The 22,620-nt window shown below is 39.9% G+C and carries 20 protein-coding genes; 6 read left to right on the top strand and 14 right to left on the bottom strand.

Going from position 1 to position 22,620, the window contains the following annotated elements; genetic code table 11:
- Window positions 1-76 precede the first annotated feature (76 nt).
- Window positions 77-1,048: a 4-hydroxy-3-methylbut-2-enyl diphosphate reductase gene (locus A6M13_RS01540; RefSeq protein ID WP_066542347.1), complete on the top strand. Its 972-nt coding sequence runs from the start codon at window positions 77-79 to the stop codon at window positions 1,046-1,048.
- A 31-nt stretch (window positions 1,049-1,079) separates the two neighbouring features.
- Here A6M13_RS01540 and A6M13_RS01535 read toward each other — a convergent pair whose 3' ends face one another.
- Entirely contained in the window at window positions 1,080-1,400 is a 321-nt protein-coding gene (locus A6M13_RS01535) for a hypothetical protein (protein ID WP_066542346.1), read from the bottom strand.
- 95 nt (window positions 1,401-1,495) lie between these two features.
- Here A6M13_RS01535 and A6M13_RS01530 point away from each other — a divergent pair, with 95 nt between their 5' ends.
- Window positions 1,496-2,647 (top strand): GGDEF domain-containing protein, encoded by a 1,152-nt coding sequence (locus A6M13_RS01530; RefSeq protein ID WP_066542345.1) that lies wholly within the window; start codon window positions 1,496-1,498, stop codon window positions 2,645-2,647.
- Window positions 2,648-2,654: 7 nt separating this feature from the next.
- Here A6M13_RS01530 and A6M13_RS01525 read toward each other — a convergent pair whose 3' ends face one another.
- Both A6M13_RS01525 and A6M13_RS01520 read right to left on the bottom strand, forming a co-directional pair.
- Window positions 2,655-3,359, bottom strand: coding sequence for a response regulator (locus A6M13_RS01525; protein ID WP_066542344.1), 705 nt, complete (start codon window positions 3,357-3,359; stop codon window positions 2,655-2,657).
- 13 nt (window positions 3,360-3,372) lie between these two features.
- Window positions 3,373-4,953 carry an ATP-binding protein gene (locus A6M13_RS01520; protein WP_066542343.1) on the bottom strand — a complete coding sequence of 527 codons (1,581 nt, stop codon included), beginning with the start codon at window positions 4,951-4,953 and terminating at the stop codon, window positions 3,373-3,375.
- A gap of 63 nt (window positions 4,954-5,016) precedes the next feature.
- Between A6M13_RS01520 and A6M13_RS01515 the strand changes: the two genes are divergently transcribed.
- Together A6M13_RS01515 and dctA are read left to right on the top strand one after the other, a co-directional pair.
- Complete coding sequence (locus A6M13_RS01515) at window positions 5,017-6,033, top strand: DctP family TRAP transporter solute-binding subunit (RefSeq protein ID WP_083998150.1); 1,017 nt, start codon at window positions 5,017-5,019, stop codon at window positions 6,031-6,033.
- Window positions 6,034-6,278: 245 nt separating this feature from the next.
- Window positions 6,279-7,538, top strand: a complete 1,260-nt coding sequence (gene dctA / locus A6M13_RS01510) for a C4-dicarboxylate transporter DctA (RefSeq protein WP_066542342.1) — start codon at window positions 6,279-6,281, stop codon at window positions 7,536-7,538.
- A gap of 190 nt (window positions 7,539-7,728) precedes the next feature.
- Here dctA and A6M13_RS01505 read toward each other — a convergent pair whose 3' ends face one another.
- The 8 genes from A6M13_RS01505 to ccpN all read right to left on the bottom strand — a co-directional run bounded on the left by A6M13_RS01505 (window position 7,729) and on the right by ccpN (window position 15,812).
- Window positions 7,729-8,841 carry a Nif3-like dinuclear metal center hexameric protein gene (locus tag A6M13_RS01505; RefSeq protein WP_066542341.1) on the bottom strand — a complete coding sequence of 371 codons (1,113 nt, stop codon included), beginning with the start codon at window positions 8,839-8,841 and terminating at the stop codon, window positions 7,729-7,731.
- 1 nt (window position 8,842) lies between these two features.
- Window positions 8,843-9,538 (bottom strand): tRNA (adenine(22)-N(1))-methyltransferase, encoded by a 696-nt coding sequence (locus tag A6M13_RS01500; RefSeq protein ID WP_066542340.1) that lies wholly within the window; start codon window positions 9,536-9,538, stop codon window positions 8,843-8,845.
- Between the two features lie 225 nt (window positions 9,539-9,763).
- Entirely contained in the window at window positions 9,764-10,117 is a 354-nt protein-coding gene (gene cccA, locus A6M13_RS01495; protein WP_066542339.1) for a cytochrome c550, read from the bottom strand.
- Window positions 10,118-10,273: 156 nt separating this feature from the next.
- A complete protein-coding gene (locus A6M13_RS01490) occupies window positions 10,274-10,828 on the bottom strand; it encodes a hypothetical protein (protein ID WP_066542338.1) in 555 nt (184 codons plus the stop codon).
- 192 nt (window positions 10,829-11,020) lie between these two features.
- A complete protein-coding gene (gene rpoD, locus A6M13_RS01485; protein WP_066542337.1) occupies window positions 11,021-12,148 on the bottom strand; it encodes an RNA polymerase sigma factor RpoD in 1,128 nt (375 codons plus the stop codon).
- A 30-nt stretch (window positions 12,149-12,178) separates the two neighbouring features.
- Window positions 12,179-14,029, bottom strand: a complete 1,851-nt coding sequence (dnaG, locus tag A6M13_RS01480; RefSeq protein WP_245669188.1) for a DNA primase — start codon at window positions 14,027-14,029, stop codon at window positions 12,179-12,181.
- A gap of 319 nt (window positions 14,030-14,348) precedes the next feature.
- Complete coding sequence (locus A6M13_RS01475) at window positions 14,349-15,161, bottom strand: pyruvate, water dikinase regulatory protein (RefSeq protein WP_066542336.1); 813 nt, start codon at window positions 15,159-15,161, stop codon at window positions 14,349-14,351.
- Window positions 15,162-15,173: 12 nt separating this feature from the next.
- Window positions 15,174-15,812 (bottom strand): transcriptional regulator CcpN, encoded by a 639-nt coding sequence (gene ccpN, locus A6M13_RS01470; RefSeq protein ID WP_066542335.1) that lies wholly within the window; start codon window positions 15,810-15,812, stop codon window positions 15,174-15,176.
- A 428-nt stretch (window positions 15,813-16,240) separates the two neighbouring features.
- Here ccpN and A6M13_RS01465 point away from each other — a divergent pair, with 428 nt between their 5' ends.
- Window positions 16,241-17,626 carry a glycine--tRNA ligase gene (locus tag A6M13_RS01465; protein WP_066542334.1) on the top strand — a complete coding sequence of 462 codons (1,386 nt, stop codon included), beginning with the start codon at window positions 16,241-16,243 and terminating at the stop codon, window positions 17,624-17,626.
- Between the two features lie 155 nt (window positions 17,627-17,781).
- Here the strand turns inward: A6M13_RS01465 and trhO are convergent, their stop codons facing one another.
- Both trhO and A6M13_RS01455 read right to left on the bottom strand, forming a co-directional pair.
- Window positions 17,782-18,741 (bottom strand): oxygen-dependent tRNA uridine(34) hydroxylase TrhO, encoded by a 960-nt coding sequence (trhO, locus tag A6M13_RS01460; protein WP_066542333.1) that lies wholly within the window; start codon window positions 18,739-18,741, stop codon window positions 17,782-17,784.
- A 107-nt stretch (window positions 18,742-18,848) separates the two neighbouring features.
- Window positions 18,849-20,894 (bottom strand): choice-of-anchor I family protein, encoded by a 2,046-nt coding sequence (locus A6M13_RS01455; protein WP_066542332.1) that lies wholly within the window; start codon window positions 20,892-20,894, stop codon window positions 18,849-18,851.
- A 161-nt stretch (window positions 20,895-21,055) separates the two neighbouring features.
- Here A6M13_RS01455 and A6M13_RS01450 point away from each other — a divergent pair, with 161 nt between their 5' ends.
- A complete protein-coding gene (locus A6M13_RS01450; protein WP_066542331.1) occupies window positions 21,056-21,400 on the top strand; it encodes a P-loop NTPase family protein in 345 nt (114 codons plus the stop codon).
- A 241-nt stretch (window positions 21,401-21,641) separates the two neighbouring features.
- Here the strand turns inward: A6M13_RS01450 and A6M13_RS01445 are convergent, their stop codons facing one another.
- Window positions 21,642-22,412, bottom strand: a complete 771-nt coding sequence (locus tag A6M13_RS01445; protein WP_066542330.1) for an IclR family transcriptional regulator — start codon at window positions 22,410-22,412, stop codon at window positions 21,642-21,644.
- Between the last annotated feature and the right edge of the window lie 208 nt (window positions 22,413-22,620).

The following is a 22,620-nucleotide window of genomic DNA, read 5'->3' as shown; positions in this document are numbered from 1 at the left end:
ATTCAGAAACTTTGTATTCGTTTGCTACGTCCGTTATAATGAAGGTACTGTAAGTTTTGAAAGGGGTCTCCAAACTATGAAAGTTATAAAAATTACACCGCGAGGATATTGCTATGGTGTTGTCGATGCAATGGTCATTGCACGTAACGCTGCATTAGATAAATCATTACCACGTCCAATTTATATTTTAGGAATGATTGTGCATAATAAACACGTAACGGATGCATTCGAACAAGATGGCATTATTACATTAGACGGCGAAAACCGTAAAGATATTATTGAAAAAGTAGAAACAGGTACCGTTATTTATACGGCACACGGCGTATCACCGGAAATTCGCGAAATCGCGCGTCGTAAAGGCTTAGTTGCGATTGATGCTACGTGTCCAGACGTAACAGTTACACATGATTTAATTCGTGAAAAAACGGCAGAAGGCTACGAAATCATTTACATCGGGAAAAAGGGTCATCCAGAACCTGAGGGCGCGATTGGTGTAGCACCTGATAAAGTACACTTAGTACAGTCAATGAAAGATATGGATGCGTTAAACTTCTCAAGCGACCAACGTATTTTAGTAACGAACCAAACAACGATGTCACAGTGGGATGTTGCATTCTTAATGGAAAGCATTGAAGAACGTTTCCCACATGTAGAAGTGCATAAAGAAATTTGTTTAGCGACACAAGTACGTCAAGAAGCTGTTGCTGAGCAAGCAGGTGCTGCTGAATTATTAATCGTTGTTGGTGACCCAAAATCAAACAACTCAAACCGCCTAACACAAGTATCAGTTGAAATCGCCGGTACACCTTCGTACCGCATTTCAGACCTTTCTGAGCTGAATGTAGAGTGGTTAATGAATATTGAAACGGTTGCTGTAACAGCGGGTGCTTCTACACCGACACCTATCGTAAAAGAAGTAATGGCATTTATCGAAAAGTTCGATAAAAATGACCCAAGTACACATGAAATCGTTCGTTCTGTAACACTCGATAAAATTTTACCGAAAATTAAAGCACCAAAACCAGTTGAAAAAATTATGCCGTACTAAAACAGCTATTTTCAAAACGATTGAGTATACACTAAATATCCTTCAGCAACGATAACTGCTGAAGGATATTTTTCTGCCTTTGGTGCCATTTCACATAGTTGACGCGTTTCGCAGGCATGGCTTGAGGCAAAGACGATGTTCCGCTTAAAAGCCCATGCTCCTGCGATACCTCGTTGCAAAAAAACATGACTTGTCCTGCTGAAGTCGCCGTTTTCGTCGGAACGCACCAGCACATTTTATCATCAGAAATAGGTTTCTGTCCCAGCCGTATTTTTCTGCTTTTCGTGCACACCACAGAACGGCCATACGCATCGATCACGCGTATCTGGATGTCCTCATAATTTTTTGTCAAAAAACCGTACATCCTTCGATTATTATTTGTTTCCGCCCGCCATGTGAGCTATAGTAATAGATGTTTGTAAATTATAAAAAAGGCGGTATACATAGATGTTTAAACAAGCTCCTTCTGTTGCTACCGGACAACAAAATCATCTATTACAACAAATGACAACTGAAAATGTATATCGTGCGAAACTATATGTTCGTTTTGTCATTGTTCTTGAAATTTTAATGCTTTTACGCAATTTTTATACATATGGTGTGTCCTTACACTATTATGTAATTTTATATTTATCCTTTTTAGCGGTCGCCATTTTAACACTAGTGTTTTTACACACAAGTGAGCGCATCGCACATATTCATCAGCGGGCGCGCTTACAGCATTATTACTTAATGGCTTTTTATAGCTTCACATTATTTTGGGGTGTCGTTGTCACATTAATTGACCAATCCTCCTATGGGCATGTGACGGCGTACTTAACCAATTTTCTTGTTGCAACCGTGTTATTTATCGTAAGCCGACGCTCGTTTATTTTGTTGCATTTCTTCCCTACAATTTTACTCATTGTCGGCATGTTTATTTGGCAAGAAAACACGAAAATTTTAACAGGTCACTTTATTAATATTACGATATTTTTTATTTTCGCGACACTTGGCTCACGAGTGTTATACAATAACCGTGTACGTACGTTTTCACAAAAGGTACTTTTACAAGAAGCCAATCAAGAAATGGCTACATTAAATCGCCACCTCCATCAGCTCGTGCTGCGTGATGAACTAACACGTATTCCAAATCGGCGTGGTTTATATGAATATATTCAAACACATACGACAACGCCTCAAAGCGCAGCTATCTATGTGCTAGATATTGATTCGTTTAAAACATACAACGATTTTTATGGACATTTAGCCGGTGACCAAGTGCTAAAACAAGTAGCACAGGCCATTGATACATGTATGCAGGAAAAAGGCTATTTTAGCGCGCGTTTTGGCGGTGAAGAGTTCGTTGTCGTTGCACTCCAAGTTGATGAACACACTGCTCAAGAAATTGCTACATGCATATTCAATACCGTCGCGCAGTTGCATATTCCACATGAAAAATCAGTATGCCATTCTGAAGTATCCATTAGTCTAGGCTATACGCTCGGCACGATTGAAAATCAGGCAACATTGGAATCCTTAATTAAAGAGGCTGATGACGCATTGTACGGATCAAAACAAGCGGGGCGTAATCAAATTCAACGATATAAAAAAGAGTAGCAAATCGCTACTCTTTTTTATGTGCTGTAATGGCGTATAAATTCATCGGCCTTCCAATTTGACCGTATTGAATATCGACTGACACAATTTGCTGTTTCTCTAAAAAATCTAAATAACGTCTTGCGGTCACACGCGCGATGCCAAGCTGAGAAGCAAGCTGCTCCGCTGATGTTGCTACCTGTAAGCCATGCAAATGTTGCAAAATTTTATCGAGCGTCGCTTTATTTAATCCTTTTGGCAACGCTTCCGTTAACGCAATATTTTCCACTTTTACGGGCGTCTCTGTTGTATGTAATAAACGGTCAAGCTGTTGCTGCGTAAAATCACGCTGCGTTGTTAATAACGCTTTATATGGTTTATATTTCTCCAATGCTTGTGCTACGCGCTCCATTGAAAATGGCTTTAAAATATAATCAAAAATACCTAAATGCATCGCGCGATTAATTGCTTCGACATTCGTCGCTGCTGTCACCATAATTACATCCGTTTCTGTGTCTTGCGCGCGAAGCAACGCAAGTGTCTCTAAACCATCTAGCTGTGGCATATAGACATCCATAAATACTAAATGTGGACGGAGCTGTTCAATTTTCTGCAAGCCTTCCTGTCCATCTTTTGCAAAATCAATGACTGTAAAACCTTCGACACGCTCAATAAATTGGCGATTCACTTCGCGCACCATTGGGTCATCTTCAATACATAATACTTTATACATAGTGCTCCTCCATTCACTCAAACGTAATCGTCATCGTTGTTCCGTATCCTAATTCACTTTCAACCGTTAATATTCCGTCTGCACGCTCAACAATTTGCCCCACTAAATACATACCAATGCCACGATTTTCACTTCCTTTTGTCGAAAATCCTCGTGTCAATAATTGTTGTTGTGTCGATGCCGTCATGCCGGTACCATTATCGCTCACCGATAACGCTAAACATGTCGCATCTCCTTCAATGCTAATTTCGACTTCTTTTGGCCCCGGACTATCACGCAACGCATCAAATGCATTTTCGATTAAATTGCCCAGCATAATGACAACATCATGCTGATCTAAACGAGGCGGTAAGGCTGTTACTTGCATTTGGCGATCTAACTGCACATGAATGCCTAGTTCATTGCCTGCCTGTACTTTACTTAAGAGCAGACCGGCAATTTGTTCATGTGCAATGCGTTGCTCAAGCATCGTTGTTAATTCTTCGTGTGCTTCTTTTACTTCTGTAATATAATGTAACGCCTCTTGTGGTTTATTGAGCTGCAACAATCCTGCAATCGTATGCAATTTATTTTTATATTCATGTGTTTGTACGCGCAACCCTTCCACGAATGCTTTTACTCCTGTAAGCTCTTCGGCTAATGCCTTCACTTCCGTACGGTCACGGAAAATAGCAATCGCCCCTACCGTCTCTCCGTTCACATGAATAGGTACACGGTTTGAAATAATCGGCGTTTGTTGAATGTAAATTTCTTGGTTATGTACTGCCTTGCCTGACACGATAATTTCAGGCAATCGTGTATCAATTAACACACGTTCAATGCGCTGACCAATAAAGTCGCCTTGAACACCCAATATATCACATGCTTTCGGATTAAAAATCGTAATGCGATGGTCTGTATCAATCGCGATAACTCCTTCTTGCATCGCATTAAAGGTTTCGGTACGTTCATGATATAACTTCGCGATTTCGTGTGGCTCTAGACCGTACATTTGTTGCTTCATATGGCGGCTTAACAATGTCGCACCACCGATGCTACATGCGATAGAAATAATAAGCGTTATCCAAATAAGTACTTGTGTTTCTTGAATGAGTTGCCACACATTTGGTAATAAATAACCAACAACGACAACACCTACTTGTTCATGGGACGTATTGACAATCGGTGCAAACGCTCGTATCATCTTTCCTTGTTCGCCAGCTGCCACCGTCGTATAATAATGTTCAGCAAAAGCTGGACTTAAATCCTCTGAATGTGATGCTGTACCAACCATTTGCTTACTTGGGTGTGTAAGCCGCACGCGTTCCATATTCATGACGACAATATACGATGCATTATTAATAGCCCGTAATTCGTCAATCGTACTTTCCATACTTGTCGATGCTTGCTCTGGTGGCAATGTCATCACATCTTGAATCAATGGAATTTCGCTTACGGTACGTGCCATTAACATCGCTTGCTCGGTCAATAAACTTTGTCGCTCATCCAACCATATTTTCAGTGAAAATGTGCCAGCAATCGTAAATGACACCGCTAAAATGCAACACATAAACAGTAATATTTTGCCATTCATTGGCACATTTTTAAAAGACATATAGCCCTCCTCAGTCAAACAAATGATATACTGCAACTAATCTTGCCAGAAAGGAGCTAGTTTGTGCGTTATTTTATCATAGTCATCGGCCTTTGCCTATGCATGTTTTTTGGCTTTCTTCTGTGGCCATCCACTACACAAACGTTACCATATGATGATGAACAGCAAGCACTGGATGAACAAATCACGATAAAAATTAGTCATGTCGTGGCACAAAATACACCAAAAGGGCTTGCTGCACAGCACTTTGCAAACTTAGTCGAACAAAAATCCAACGGTCATATTGATGTACAAGTATTTGCCAATGCCGTTTTATACAATGATGAAACGGAGCTAGCCGCGCTACAACATAACGATGTACAAATGATTATGCCAACCGTTTCAAAGATGACAACAGAAGTGCCGGCATGGGCGGTATTAGATATTCCGTATTTATTTCATGATGCACAGCATGTCGAACGCTTTTTCACAAGTGAAGAAGCACAGCAATTGCTCGCGATGTCCTCCGTAGATAACGTCATACCCCGCGCATTTTGGGCAAATGGCTTTAAACATTTTTTATCGGAACTGCCGATTACGAAAATTGATGACTTTCAGCAACAATACGTCCGTATTATGGATAGTCATATTTTGAAAGAACAATTCACATTATTAGACGCAACACCGATTACACTTGCCTTTCAAGATATTTTCTCAAATGCGAAGGCGCAAACATATACCATTCAAGAAAATACATTTTCAAACATCGCATCGAAAAATATCGATGGTTTTCAGCCGTATGTAACCGTATCAGCCCATGGACTTTTAAGCTATGTCGTGTTAATAAACGAGGATTTTTATACGCAATTACCACCAGACGTTCAACAAATTATTGATGAAGCATTGCACGAAACAACTGCGTGGCATTTCGCTCAATCTGCACAGTTAAATAAGCAAGCGTATGCTACTTTACAACAGCGTGCCGAAATCTCAACACTTTCTGACATAGAAAAAAGACGCTTCCAGCAGCGTATGGCGCCTATTTATGAAGCCTACGCAAATACACACTATAAACAAATTATTGATACATTTGCACAGTAGCTATTTTGGTCTTATTGGTCAAAATAGCTATTTTTATGACCGAAAACATTGTACTAATACAGAAATAAAAACAAAAAACTGTTTATAACAGTAGATTACTCAACGTTTCACATGTTGTACGTACCTCATTTTCAGAAACATTTTTAAAAACTTTATCACCAAAAAAGCATTTTTTGAAAGCATTGCTGTAAAGTGATGAAAACGTTAACAAAAAAACAATTCTGAAAAAAAAGGAGTTTGATAACATGCGTCTTAATTTAAAAAACTTGACGGTACAAGTGATTATCGCCATTATTCTTGGTATTATCGTGGGTGCATTGTTCCCTAGTTTTGGAGCAGAGCTGAAAATTCTTGCAGATGTCTTTATTAATTTAATTAAAATGTTAATTGCCCCGATTATTTTCTTAACAGTTGTTGTTGGGATCGGTAGTATGGGCGATATGAAAAAAGTAGGGAAAATTGGCGGGAAAGCATTGCTATACTTTGAAGTCGTGTCAACAATTTCTCTTGCAATCGGTTTAATCGTTGTCAATATTATTAAACCAGGTCAAGGTCTAGATACGTCAAATGTAAGTGCTGACGTTTCACAATACACAGACGCTGCTGAGCAGTCAGGTGGCACAGTAGACTTTTTAATGAGTATTATTCCTGAAAACTTTATTGGTTCACTTGCAAATGGTGAGCTATTACCAACATTATTATGTGCGGTATTATTCGGGGTTGCTGCTGCAGCTATCGGTGAGGAATCACGTCCTGTTATTCGCTTCTTTGAACAAGTATCAGAAATCTTCTTTAAAATCGTTGGTATCGTAATGAAAATTTCGCCAATCGGTGCATTCGGTGCAATGGCGTACACAATCGGTAAATTTGGTTTAAGTTCACTCACATCACTTGGTTTATTAATGGTGTCGGTGTACGCAACAATGTTCTTCTTTGTTATATTAGTACTTGGGGGCATTGCACGTTACTATAAATTTAGCATCTTTAAATTCATTGCGTATATGAAAGACGAAATTTTCTTAGTTATTGGAACGTCATCATCTGAATCGGCGTTACCAGCCATGATGCGCAAGCTCGAAAACTACGGCTGTTCGAAACAAGTTGTCGGGCTTGTTGTACCAACCGGCTACTCGTTCAACTTAGATGGCACATCGATTTACTTATCAATGGCTGCGATTTTCATCGCGCAAGCATACGGCATTGAACTATCAATTATCCAAATGCTTACGTTACTAGGTGTATTAATGATTACATCTAAAGGGGCTGCAGGTGTTACCGGCTCTGGCTTTATCACACTGGCTGCAACACTAGCCGCCTTCCCAATGATTCCGGTTGAAGGGATTGCACTATTAATTGGTGTCGACCGCTTCATGTCTGAAGCACGTGCTGTGACAAATTTAATCGGTAATGGTGTGGCAACAGTTGTTGTATCGAAAATGGAAAACGAATTTGATGTAGAGCAAGAGCAAATTGCATTATCGTCCAAAACAACACCTTCTGTTTAATTTACAGTAAAAAAGAATTGAAACAAACAAAAACATCCTTCAGCAACGACAACTGCTGAAGGATATTTTTGTGCGTTGGGTGCTACTCTACATATCGGACGCGTTTCGCAGGCATGAGCTTGAGCCTGTAGTCTCAAGCTCATCAGTTCCAGCTTCTTTTTTTACGCTTTGCGCTACACCGGACACGTTATTACATAAATAAAAATGGTTCCGTATTGACTGTTGATTCGATAAATTCAACATCTAATTTCGCACATAGCTCGGTCATTTTTTTCGCTACACCTGGAATCATTACTTTTTCGACATGATGTCCTGGGTCAACAATTTGTAAGCCCATTGTTTGTGCATCTTGTGCCACATGGAAATACATATCTCCTGTAACAAAAACGTCAGCACCTGCTCGTTTCGCTGCATAAATATATTTATTGCCGTCGCCACCAACAACCGCAACTTTTGATACGATTGAATCAGGGTCACCAACAATACGCACAGCTGGTACTTGTAGTGCTTCTTTTACATGACTGACAAAGTCACGCATTGTCATCGGTTGCGCTAAGCGCCCTACACGTCCTAAGCCCATTTCATTCACATCAATCGCCATCGTAAATAAATCATATGCTGGCTCTTCATAGGAATGCGTTGTGAGCATCGCTTTTAATACGCGATTTTTAATTGATTGTGGGAATACTACTTCGATACGTACCTCTTGCTCAATATGTGGCGTACCAACTTCCCCTTTTGTTGGATTCGCTCCCGCTTGCGCCGTATAACGACCTTCTCCGTGTGTTGTAAAGCTACACCCTGTATAATCGCCAATATTGCCTGCACCTGCTTTTGCAAGTGCTTCGCGTAAAGCATCTGCATTACTTTGTTGCTCAAATACAGCTAGCTTCATTAATTGCTCACGATATGTTTTTTCTAGCACTTCGCAATCAGTTAATTGTAGTGCCTCTGCTAGTAAATCATTGACACCACCTGTTGCCACATCTAAATTCGTATGCGCTGCATATACCGCAACATCGTGTTTAATAAGCTTTTCATACAACGCACCTGCTGGATTATCTGTACGAATATTCGCCAGTTTGCGGAAAATAGGTGGATGATGCGCAATAATTAACTCACAGCCTTGTGCAATCGCTTCATTTGCCACTGCATCATTAACGTCTAATGTAACGAGCACTTTCGACACCGGCTTATTTAATGTACCAATCGCTAAACCAATTGGGTCATTGTCCATGCATGCTAGTTTTTTTGGTGACCACGTTTCAAATAAACGGATAATTTCTTGTCCATTCACTGCCATGTTAACGTAACACTCCCTCTATCCATGTCATATATTGTGTAAGCTCTTGCTTTTTCGCTTCATTTTCTAGCGTTGCTTCTGCGCGTTCAATCGCACCATATACACGCTTCCAGTTGTCATATTCACGCGTCCATTTTTTAACGAATGCTGGTGCTTTACGTGCTGGTAAAAACTTACCTAATAAAATTTCTTGCTCAGTTAATGTCATCTCACCGCGCTGAAGCACTAGCACTTCGTAAATCTTTTCATCTTCTTCTAAAATCACTTCATCTATTAATGCCCAGCCATGTTGCAACGCCCACTCACGAATGACTTTTGCATGAATATTTGGTTGTAAAATTAAGCGTGTCACCGTTTCTAAACTTTCTGGATGCTTTTCTAAAATCGAGACGATTAATGGGCCACCCATACCAGCAATTGTTACTGTATCAACCTGGTCTTGTGGTGTTACCGCCGCTAAACCGTTTGCTAAACGCACCGTAATTTTATCTGCTAAACCTTCTGTGCGCACTTGACGCTCCGCTGATTCATATGGCCCTTGTACAACTTCACCTGCGATAGCACGTGACGCCACACCACGATGCACTAAATAGCACGGTAAATATGCGTGGTCGCTCCCGATATCTGCCACAACGGCTCCTGTTGGCACGAATGATGCCACTGTTTCTAAACGCTTCGATAATTTTTGTGCGTTCACAAAATCCCTACTTTCTTGTGTTTCAAATTAAATTTAGTATACCGTACTTCCTTTAGCAAAGAAAAGGCATTTGCGTGCTTTCAAAGAAAGCGTGAATATTCAAGCAACAAAAAGCGACTGTCGCAGAAATCCCTCTGCAACAATCGCTTTTTTTACCTGTTACGCTTAGAATCATACTTGCTTAGTCCATAGAAGCACACACGTCACTCCATATGTAAGCCGTATTTATTCTAATGTTAAAATATACTCCACAAGTGCATCTACTTGCGCTGGGTCTGACACTAAACCACCTGGCATTGTCCCTTGACCATTCGCAATTACATCACGAATATGTTCTTCATCACTTAAACCGACTAAACTTGGGCCGACGCTACCTGATAAATCGCCACCGTGACAGCCGATACAATTGGCTTGTGCAACTGCTTCTCCATCTGCCTCAGTCGTTTCGCCGCCTTCTTCTGTTTGCTCTTCTTCTGCTTTCTCTTCCTGATTCCCGACACCTTCCAAAGATAAGAAGAAAATTAAACCAATACCAAATGCCATAATCAAGATGTACGGAATGATTGGATTGTTTTTCATACGGTTTCCCCTCCTCAGCTTGCCTTGTCTCTTACAAAAAAGCTTCAACACTTTCATTGTACTAAATTCATTTGCAAACGAAAAGAGTTATAACAAAGTTTTCTATTTTATGCATGATTTTTCTCTAAAAAACCTCATTATAATAGTGATATAATTTCACATCGTAAAGAAGAAATGGGCAATCACAAACACTAAACCGATACTACCCGATAAAATAAAATACACCGCTTTTAATAAAAACCCACTAACTAACCATAGTCCACAGTTCATTAAAATGAAAATATATAACATACTTTCATCATTTGGGAAAAATGTCTGGCTCACTTGAATGGATACTGCAAACAACAATAACGCAGCTAATACTTGCAACACTGCCGCCATATTGCGCTGTTTTTTGACTAATAAAAAGGCACTTACCATAAAAACAATCGCTACGACCGCTCCAATAGCAGGCATCAACCAAGATACTGTTGTAAATTCAAATAAACTGTATAACAATAATGCGCTGACAATTGTTGCAAAAAGCAACCAAAGATGATTCTTGTTCGTTGTCGCTCGTTGTAATACAGCCTTTTGATGTGCTGGCTCCTCTAGTTGTTGCCCTTCGGTATACAGCGTCATTAAAAAATCACAATACTGTTCTGGTAATAGTTTATTTTGTTTCCAAAACGTGATTTCATTAATAATGATTTGTTTGCGCTGATTTGACATAAAATTCGACCCCATTATACGCAATTTCACTGTAGTTCTATACGTGTACTTTTTGTGTATCACTACCAAAAAAGCACACCTTCTCAACTAAGTCTACTGTAACTATCGGCTCATAAATGAGGTTCATTGAGTAAATTGACAAAAAAAGGGCATAAAGTTCTACTAAAGAACTGTATGCCCGTTACTTTCATTCTATTCTAAGAAGTCTTTCAAACGCTTCGAACGAGATGGGTGGCGTAATTTGCGTAACGCTTTCGCTTCGATTTGACGAATACGCTCGCGCGTAACACCGAATACTTTCCCTACTTCTTCTAACGTACGTGTACGACCATCATCTAAACCGAAACGTAAACGTAATACATTTTCTTCACGGTCTGTTAACGTATCTAACACATCTTCTAATTGCTCTTTTAATAACTCATATGCAGCATGGTCAGATGGTGATTGCGCTTCTGAGTCTTCAATGAAGTCTCCTAAATGTGAATCATCTTCTTCACCAATTGGCGTTTCAAGAGATACTGGCTCTTGTGCGATTTTTAAAATTTCGCGTACTTTTTCAGGCGTTAAATCCATTTCTTCACCGATTTCTTCTGGTGATGGCTCACGACCTAAATCTTGTAATAATTGACGTTGTACACGAATTAATTTGTTGATTGTTTCAACCATATGCACTGGGATACGAATTGTACGTGCTTGGTCAGCAATCGCACGTGTAATCGCTTGGCGAATCCACCATGTTGCATACGTCGAGAATTTAAATCCTTTGCGGTGATCGAACTTCTCAACCGCTTTAATTAGCCCCATATTTCCTTCTTGAATTAAGTCTAAGAATAACATGCCACGTCCAACATAGCGCTTTGCAATCGATACAACAAGACGTAAGTTTGCTTCTGCTAAACGTTTACGTGCTTCGTCGTCACCTTGCTCAATGCGTTCTGCTAAACGAACCTCTTCTGCAGCAGATAATAAGTCTACGCGTCCGATTTCTTTTAAATACATGCGGACAGGGTCGTTAATTTTCACGCCAGGTGGTACGCTTAAATCGTTTAAGTCGAACGTTTCTTCAGTCGCTTCTGTTTTCATGAGACTTTGCTCTTCAAACTCTTCCTTGCCCTCGATTGAAATATTTAACGTTTTCTCTAAATCTTCAGCAAAGTGGAAGATTTCTTCATTTTCAATGTCGAAGCCTGTTAATACCTCTTCGATTTCCTTCATTGACATTTCATGTTCTTTCTTTGCTTTAGCCGTTAAAATTTTCTTCGCTTCTTCTAAAGTTAACTCATTTTCTAATTCTTTTGAACGTTCAGACTTATCCGCCATAAACCTTCCTCCTTCTGACACTTCTACACATTACATTGAAGTATACGTAATTCTTAATTTCCTTACTTCTTCTGCTAGCGTAACAGCTTTCATAATATCATTCATTTTTTCTGCTTCAATCGCAAGCTGTTGTTTTTGCTCAATTTCTTGACGCAGTCGTTCTTTATTCAAGTAATGTAAGCAGTCTGTTACTTCTTGTTCCCCATGATCTGGGTCTCGCTCTACAATCGCAGACTCCAATGCAATTTTACGCAGCTCGATATCTTCTAGCTGCTCGATAAATCGTTGGTAGTCGGCACGATCATGTTGCTCATAAAACCCAATTAACCGAATATAAACAGCTGTAAATACATCATGTATAAATGGACTTTGAATCGTGCTCCGTTGTACACGATCCACAACGCTGACATTATGAAGCATATGACTTAGCAATCGACGTTCTGCTCGGTCTGTCGCGTTTAACTTCACTTGATGCGTCACAACAACCGGTGTAAATTGTTCCTTTTGTTGCTGTCGCTTCGAGCGCTGTGCCTCGTCTGACTCTTTTTGACGCAATGTTGCTAAAATCGCTTCTTCTGATAAATTCGTTTCATCCGCTAATTGGCGAATGTATAAATCTCGTTCTAATGGCGACGTATTGTGCACAAGTAAGTCGACAACCTCTTGTACATACTGCATCTTATCATTGTCAAATTGAAAGTTTTTGCCACGACGTGCATGCATTTTTACAAATGCAATATACGTATGCGGCTTGTCAATGATGTCCTCTTTAAAAGATGTAGCGCCGTGTTGTTTCACATAATCATCAGGGTCCAATTTTTCTGGTAGTACCGCAACTTCCGCTTTAATACGTGATTGTTGCAATAACTCCCCCGCTCGCTTCGCTGCTTCCCACCCAGCTCCGTCACCATCATAGCAAATAATTACTTGCTCCACTAAGCGTTTGAGCTTTGTGACATGCTGGGGTGTTAAGGCAGTACCCATCGTCGCGATAACATTTGGAATCCCTGCTCGAACAGCCGCTAATACATCAATGAATCCCTCCATAATAATGGCCTTATGCTGCTTACGAATCGACGCACGTGCCTTATCTAAGTTGAAAAACACTTGGCTTTTATGGAAAATTGGTGATTCAGGGCTATTCATATATTTCGCCTCTGATGTAGAAGCTTCTATTATACGACCTGAAAAAGCAATCGTCTTTCCACTTTCATCACGAATCGGAAACATAATACGTCCCCGGAAACGGTCAAAGCAAGAACCGTCTTGCTCACGTTGTATTAACAAACCACTTTCTGCAACTTCCGCTAAATCAAAGCCACGTGCTGTTAGCAAATTCGTTAATCCATCCCATGTTGGTAAGGCATATCCTATTTGATAATCCTCAATTAAAGTTTGACTAAAACCTCGGTCTTCTAAATATTGAAGTGCCTCCTCCCCATCTTCTGTATGCAGTAACATATGATGATAATATTCTGCAGCAATTTGATGAGCTTCTTTCATACGGCGATGGCGCTGACCTTCTGGCGATTGAACTTCTTCATCCTCTCGCTTTGGCGCAACCTCAACTTGAACACCGACACGGTCACCTAATTTGGCTACTGCGTCTGGAAATGCGATTTGCTCGATATCCATTACAAATGTAATAACATTTCCACCGGCTCCACATCCAAAACAGTGAAATATTTGCTTGTCCGTCGACACTGAAAACGAAGGGCTTTGCTCATGATGGAATGGACATAATCCAAACCAATTTCGCCCGCGCTTCGTTAAATGCATATAATCACTGATGACGTCGACAATATCCGAACTTGAACGAATTTCTTCAATCTTTTGTTCATCTATCTTTTGTGTCATTTCATCACCGTCAATTTCTAACATCAATACTTATTCGATATGATTTCGCAATTTCCTGCTAAATTTCAAAAAAACATTGATGAATAGCTTATTATTTTTTACCCACAATTCTCTTATTATAAAACAATGGTTATTTTTGTGCCATACTTTTGCTTTATTATTTTTATGGCGTTTTTATTAAGTTTCTTGCTTGCTGTATTGATTCCCATATGCTCTAAAATGAAACATATGTGACAAAAAGAAAAATTTGCCCACGATGTATCTTACGGACAAATTATCGTTACAAAACCCGCAACAAAACGCTGCCCATTCCGTTATACGTCGTGAGCAGCTGTTCGCGAAGCTATATTAATTTTAAACGCTGTAAAATATCATTCGCTGTTTCTTCCACCGCTTTATTCGTGACATCAATGACATCACAGCCAATACGGTCAACAACATGATAAAAGTGCGCAATTTCTGACTCGATGCGATTATCCGTTGCATAAATCGCATCGTCACGTAAACCAAGTGCAAGAAGACGTTCCTTCCGAATCGAATGTAATTTCTCTGACGAAATCACTAAGCCGAAACATTTTTTCGGATCGACCATATACAATTCTTCTGGTGGTTCAACTTCCGGCACAAGTGGAATGTTTGCTACTTTAATTTTTTTATGCGCTAAATATTGTGATAATGGTGTTTTCGACGTACGCGATACCCCGACTAACACAATATCCGCTTTTAAAATACCACGCGGGTCTTTGCCATCATCGTACTTTACTGCAAATTCAATGGCTTCAATTTTTTTAAAATAACCATCATCTAGCTGGTATACAAGCCCTGGTTCTTCAGCCGGCTTTTCATCTAATGTTTTCCCGACAGTCGATATAATAGGACCAAGCACATCAATCGCATCTAGTGCCGCTTTTTCCGCTTCTTCGTGCATATATTGACGCATTTTTTCGTGTACGAGTGTGTAAATAATAATGGCTTGTTGTTGTTGTGCAAGCTTCACAATATGATGAATATGCTCCATCGTATAAATGTGCGCAAACTTCCGAAAATCTACATCTTGCAACATTGGTCGAAATTGACTAATCGCCGCCTTCGCAACGTGTTCGCCTGTTTCACCAACAGAATCTGAGACAATAAATACCTTTAACTGCTTCTCCATACATCGTCCTCCTTACAGTTCATGTGTTTCTGCAAGTGAAATGAACGCTCGTGTAATACTTGTTTTTGTTAAACGACCAATAATCTCTAAACCATCTTCTTGCTCAACAATTACCGGTAAAGAGTCTACTTCACGTTCAATTAATTTTTTCGCCGTCGCAATTAGTGGATCACCTTTTGTACAGTATGCAATATTCGGCATACGTGTCATGATGATATGCACCGGAATGCTATTTAAATCTTGTGACCCAATGCTTGTACGCAATAGGTCTTTTCGTGATAATACACCTGCTAGACGCATCTGTTTATCCACGACAAATAATGTTCCGACATCTTCTAAAAACATATGACAAATCGCGTCATACACCGTCATATTTTCAGAAACAACAATCGGCATCGACATAAAATCTTTCACCTTTAGGCTTAACATATTTTCTGTTAATGCACCTGTTGTTTTTTTGCCAGCATAAAAATACCCAACACGTGGACGGGCATCCAAAAAGCCTGCCATCGTCAAAATTGCTAAGTCTGGGCGCAATGTTGCGCGCGTTAATCCGAGACGATCTGCAATTTGTTCGCCTGTGATAGGGCCGTTTTCTTTCACGATTTGTAAAATGTCTTCTTGACGTTTATTGAGTTCTATTGGACTCACCGCCTCAATCTATTATAATGTGTTATACTTTTCTCATTTAGTATATACTAATTCTTCACGTATTGCGAAGAAAAGTTTACCGTGTTACAATGATACCATGTTACAAAGTTTTTTGTATACAAATTGCATATGAGGCGATGAAGGGATTTTAATAAGTAACTTATAAGCGAAGCGAGCAGGGATGGTGAAAGCCTGTATCATAAGTGAAAAGGCACCCCAGAGCCAATTTTTATAAAAGAGGATATAAACAACATACATGAATATTCAAACAATTCAATGTATATGAACCAATCATTTTTGATTCGGATTAGACGTTTATATCAATCAGGGTGGAACCGCGGGTCATAGCACTCGTCCCTGGGCATGTTAAGTGCCCAGAGACGGGTGCTTTTCAGTTTTTTCACACAATTTTAGAGGAGGTCATTTTCATGGCAAAAACAATGGAAACAATCGTATCAATCGCAAAACAACGTGGTTTCGTCTTCCCAGGTTCTGAAATTTATGGTGGTTTAGCTAACACATGGGATTACGGTCCACTAGGTGTTGAACTTAAAAACAACGTAAAAAAAGCATGGTGGCAAAAATTCGTACAGGAGTCTGAGCACAACGTAGGTTTAGACGCTGCTATTTTAATGAATCCAAAAGCATGGGTTGCATCAGGTCATGTTGGTAACTTCAACGACCCAATGATCGACTGTAAAGCATGTAAAGCGCGTCACCGTGCTGACAAATTAATTGAAGATGCAAACCTTGCACAAACGGGCGAAGAAATTATCGTTGACGGTATGACATTCGACCAAATGAAAGCAAAAATGGAAGAGCTATCAGTAACATGCCCAGAGTGTGACAAAGCTGACTGGACAGATATTCGTCAATTCAACTTAATGTTCAAAACATTCCAAGGTGTAACAGAATCTTCTACAAACGAAATTTTCTTACGTCCTGAAACAGCACAAGGGATCTTTGTAAACTTTAAAAACGTACAACGCTCAATGCGTAAAAAGATGCCATTTGGTATTGCGCAAGTTGGTAAATCATTCCGTAACGAAATTACACCAGGTAACTTCACATTCCGTACACGTGAATTCGAACAAATGGAACTTGAATTCTTCTGTAAACCAGGTGAAGACCTTGAGTGGCATGCATATTGGAAAGAATTTTGTAAAAACTGGTTATTAAACTTAGGCATGAAAGAAGAGTCTATGCGTTTACGTGACCACGAAGACGATGAGTTATCACACTACTCTAACGCAACAACAGATATCGAATTCCGCTTCCCATTCGGTTGGGGCGAGCTTTGGGGTATCGCTGACCGTACAGACTTCGACTTAAAACAACATATGGAGCATTCTGGTGAAGACTTCACATACATCGACCAAACGACAAACGAGCGTTACGTGCCATACTGCATCGAGCCATCTTTAGGTGCTGACCGTGTAACACTTGCCTTCCTTTGCGATGCATTTGATGAAGAAGAGCTAGAAGGCGGCGATGTACGTACAGTATTACGCTTCCACCCTGCTTTAGCACCATTTAAAGCAGCTGTATTACCATTATCAAAAAAATTATCAGAAGAAGCTGGTGACGTATGGGCTGACCTACGCAAATCATTCCCAGTAGACTTCGATGAGTCTCAATCAATCGGTAAACGTTACCGTCGTCAAGACGAAATCGGTACACCATTCTGTATCACATACGATTTCGATTCTAAAGAAGACGGTCAAGTAACAGTACGTCACCGCGATTCAATGGAGCAAGTACGTATGCCAATCGCAGACGTAAAAGCGTATATCGAGTCTCACTTACAATTTTAATCCACGATTATTTACGTAAGCACAAACACCCTTTCGAAAATTTTCGAAAGGGTGTTTTCTTGCTCTACACAAATTATACACATGCTCTTTTGTTATTGCGTCAATAAAAACGAGCAGTGAAAAGGTAATGTTCCTCTTCACTGCTCGCTTTTTTATTACACTTGTGCGTATTCTTGTTGTAATGCCGCTACACGTTCTGCCACTTCTTCTTGTGTTAAACCATGCTTTGCTACATAACGGTTATTTGGGCTTAATGTACATTCAATCGTACAGCCACCTAAATGTTTATGTTCGTTTTCCTCAGAGGCAATAATCTTTTTATTACATTGTGGGTTCGAACAGTTCATGCAACGCTCACAAGGTGTACCATCAAAGTGGTCCTTACCAACGATTACATGTTCAACTTGGTTAATCGGCACTGTTAAACGCTCATCAAAAACGTACATTTGACCGTCCCATAATTGACCTTTTGTTTCTTCATCTTTGGCATATGTCGCCACACCGCCGTGTAATTGTCCGACAGATTCACCGATACCTTCACGCTTTAACCAGCCTGAGAATTTTTCACAGCGAATACCACCTGTACAATATGTTAAAACGCGTTTACCTTCAAATAAATGCTTATTTTCAAGCACCCATTGCGGCGTGTCACGGAAAGTTTCAACATCTGGCATAATTGCGCCACGGAAGTGACCTACTTCATACTCATAGTTATTACGCACATCTAAAATGATTGTATCTTCTTTTTGCATTTCTTCCATAAATTCAGCCGGTGATAAATAATCACCTGTAATTTCATGTGGGTTAATATCGTTTTCTAAGCTTAAGTTTACAAGCTCTGGACGTGGGCGCACGTGCATCTTTTTGAATGCGTGGTGCTCCGCTGAGTCAATTTTGAAAACAATTCCTTCAAATACAGGATCGTTTTGCATCATTTCTGCGTATTTTTCTGTTTGTTCAATTGTGCCCGATACTGTACCGTTAATCCCTTCGTGCGCAACTAAAATTCGCCCTAATAAGCCGATTTCTTTACAGTCCGCTAAATGCTTTGCTGCAAATGCTTCTGGGTCTTCGATTTTTGTGTAATGATAATATAATAGTACTTGGTATTCCATTTCTGTCTTCCACCTATCATGTATATTTGCAGGATATCACTGATAGCCTTTTATGCGGATTTCGCATACACTTCAGCATACCATAAATAGATGGAATTTTTCCAGCACTATTTTTCAATTAAACGCGCTAACACCGTCGCTACGTGCGCGCGCGTCATTGTGCCGTTCGGACGGAATGTATCGCCATTGCCTTGCATAATGCCCGCTTGTTGTAATGCCGCAATCGCTGTGCGTTGTTGCAGGGTTACGGCTTCGATATCCGTATAACTTGCCGCTTCATTTGTAAATCGCTTGCCTTGCATTTGTAACACTTCATATAAAGCAACCGCAAAATCTGCACGTGTAATCGCTTTTCCTGGCTGTACTTGCTCATTCGTTGCTGTTAGTACACGCGTATAAAGTGCCCATTGTACAGCAGACGCATAATGCGCATTATCAGGAATATCCTTCACTTCAGGCGTCTGTGTAACCATGCCTTTCGTATAGCGCTGTAATGTTACAGCGACTTGTGCGCGTGTCATCACTTGTTGCGGCGCAAACTTCGCGGATGATACGCCTTTCATTAAGCCTGCCTCGTACACACGCTCAATCGATGCTTTCGCCCAGTTATTGCTGATATCTGTAAATGTCGGTGCTGGCATTGCTGGTTTATCGGTAATTGCAAATGTTGTTACCGTACCACTCACCTCATGTCCGACAACAAGTGTCGGCTTATCCCCACCAATAAATGCTAAGCCTTCTGGTGATACATCACCTGCTATATCCTCACTTACATCACGTGTACTAATATAATCAACAAACTTACTTTGCGCTGGTGTTGTAATATCATACATCATGACCCCACCAATACGCTCTAGTCCGATAAAGGCATAAATTTTGCCGTTCACTTCGCCAAGTTTCACATCTTCTGGTTCCGGCCCTTTTTTGCCACTGCGATTATCAAGCTTAACATTTGTGTTATTGGCATTGAAATGTTGTGGGAAACGTTGCGCTGTAATACGTTCAAAGTCGCTGCCGCTATCAAATACTAATTCCATTGTCGCTGCATCAAAAATCGAGAATGAACGTCCGCCAAAAATATATTGCGCTTCTTTATTCACACCGTCATATTCTGTCGGGTCAAAAAACACAATTTCGTTGCCATCAATTTCGATTTCTCGCTCATTAATATGTGTACCCCATTCACGTGCATCGCCTTCATTTGCTGTCACGATATAGTTTTTCCCCGCAACTGTGTAAACAGCCATCCCGTCTGGCATATATAACCCTTTATACGGTGCTGGTGCAATGTTAATAACATCGTCTTTGTGAATATCAAGTGCATTCTCCGGCTGTGAATGATCTTTTTCACCAAGCCCTTTGACATCAATAATTTTGCCAGCTTTTAAGTCAATCGTTGCGACCGCATTATTTTCTTGTAATGCCACATATGCAACATCGCTTGTCTCTGCAACAGCAATGTATTCTGGCTCTAAATCAACAGAAGGTGCTGTATGTTCTTTCATAATGACACCTGCATCTGCTAATTGTTGACGCGCCGTTTCCGTATCGAATGCTTCGAATGTTAAATGCTGTGCCGTCATATCATTCGTTACGTCGATAACTGTAATTGTACCTTGTGGGTCAACTGCAGGTGCGTCATAGCCTTCACGCGGTTCGCCTTCATTTGCCACTAAAATTTTTGTACCGTCTGGTGTAAATGTAATATTATCAGGTTGAATACCCGCTTCAATTGCGTGTAAAATATTACCTTCTGCATCTAAAATCACCGCTAAGCCAGCTTCATCATAGCTTGCTGCTTGTACAGCAACCGCAATCATATTCGTTGTTGGGGATACACTCACACTCGATAAATCACCGTATGTAAAGTCTGGTTTCACATCGCGTAACGCCTGTGCTAAATCAATCGATAATACCGGCTTATCCATCGCACCACGTTGCAACGCTTCTACCTTTTTCGTTGTACCATTCACAACATAAATCATGTCGTTATGTGTATTGTACGACACAATTTCCGTCGTACCACCATCTTCATTTTGTACACCTGAGTTGTATCTTTCTTGTTCTACTAACATCATAGCCTCTGTTTGTGTTGCCCCCCAAGTTGTTGTTAATGCCGTCATAACACCAAATGCCCAAATACCCTTTTTCATTTGTACATAGCCTCCTCTAATCATCTTTTGTCAGTGTAACGAACATGTATATGATTCATTTAAAGAACATGTAAAATATTTGTAAAAAGCACTACGTTTATTATTTTGGAAAAAGGGTATATGATAATACATGCATTTTAAAATAAAGGAGAGACCTATCAATGCAATTACTGACACCTTCAGTAGCGGCATTTAGTCGCTCTGTCCAACAAGCGTTCCAGCATGAGCATTTATCGTTTGCGATGCGCATGGTTAAAAGCTTAGAAGACCCAAGCTTTCGCAATATTACGTTCGTCGATTTTATGCAAGACTTTTCAACAAATGCGCACGGAAAATGTAAACATTGTGACGTTTTACAGCAATTATCACCGATACAATTACATATTGTACGGCAATTTTTACAAATGATTAAAACCTCTTGTCCTGATTGCTTTACATTACAAATTGGACACGCCTTCCAAAAAATTAATACTTTATTGCATAAACAACAATTATTATCGGTATAGCGTAGACGCTGATACTAAGACAAAAAAGTGGTAGAAGAAATGACGTCATTTCTTCTACCACTTTTCTATTTTCGTCGTCGTTTCCTGCGAACAAGTAATTCTTTGCATACAGAGATAAGCATACAATTTTCCACTCGTACTGGTCCGCTAGAAGTCCGCTCTTCTTGTCACGACGGCGTAGCCAATTTTTATTATAAAATCTTCGTTGCGTTGGTTTACATTCTACTTCCATCTACAACCACTATTGAATCTTTTGCTCAATCTTTTCGGCAGCGATGCGTAAATGCTTCGCTAATTTATCCAAATCGTACTGGTCAAAGCGCTCTTTTGGAATCGCCATTGTAATGGAACCAATTGGGCGCTCTACTAATATAATCGGCACACTAATTGAACATGTATGATTGACGCGTTCACCATAGCTCACGGCGTAGCCATTTTTGCGTACATCCACTAGTTGTTCACGTAATTGCGCCACTGTTCGTACCGTTTGTTCTGTACGTGGCTCAATTTCCACTTGTGCTAAATAAAGCTCTAATTCTTCATCGTGTAAAAATGCTAAAATACTTTTTGACGTTGCGCCCATATAAAGCGGTGCTGTGTTACCAACCGAGCTTTTCCGGCTATTTAAGTATACACTTTCATAACTAAGGACACAGCGTCTCTCATAGCCGTCAATAATATTGTAGCTCACACTTTCCCCTGAAAATTGGTTAAGCTCCTTTAAAATAGGCTTCACATGCTTCAAAATACTTGACTGTTTATCAACTAATCTGCCTAGAAATAGTACGGATAAACCAAGTTCATACTGCTTTGTTTGCTCATCTCGATGCAAAAACCCTTCATATACAAGTGTGGATAAAAACCTTTGCAAGCTTGAAATACCAATGCCCGTTTTTTTATGCAATTTCGTCAATGTCAAACGTGGTTCTTCATCGCTAAAGGCTCGTAAAATAACCCCTACTTTATGTACGGATTGCATCGTGTAATTTTTTTGAAATGTTATTTCATCCACGATATTCACCACCTATTTTCCCCTTTGATATGTCCATTGTAATCACTAAATTGCATAAAATCAACGCCTAAAGCATAAATAATACGCATTTTCGATAAAATATAAAACAAAAACGAGTATTTTTATGTTTTATAACTGTACTATAAAATTGTATTTCATTAAATGAAACATGTGCTAAAGCAACAGCTATAATGAAAAGAAACAGTTT

It is taken from the genome of Caryophanon tenue (assembly GCF_001700315.1).
Lineage (GTDB): Bacteria > Bacillota > Bacilli > Bacillales_A > Planococcaceae > Caryophanon > Caryophanon tenue.
Note: the sequence above shows the minus strand (reverse complement) of the source record. Positions and strands in the feature narration are given on the sequence as shown.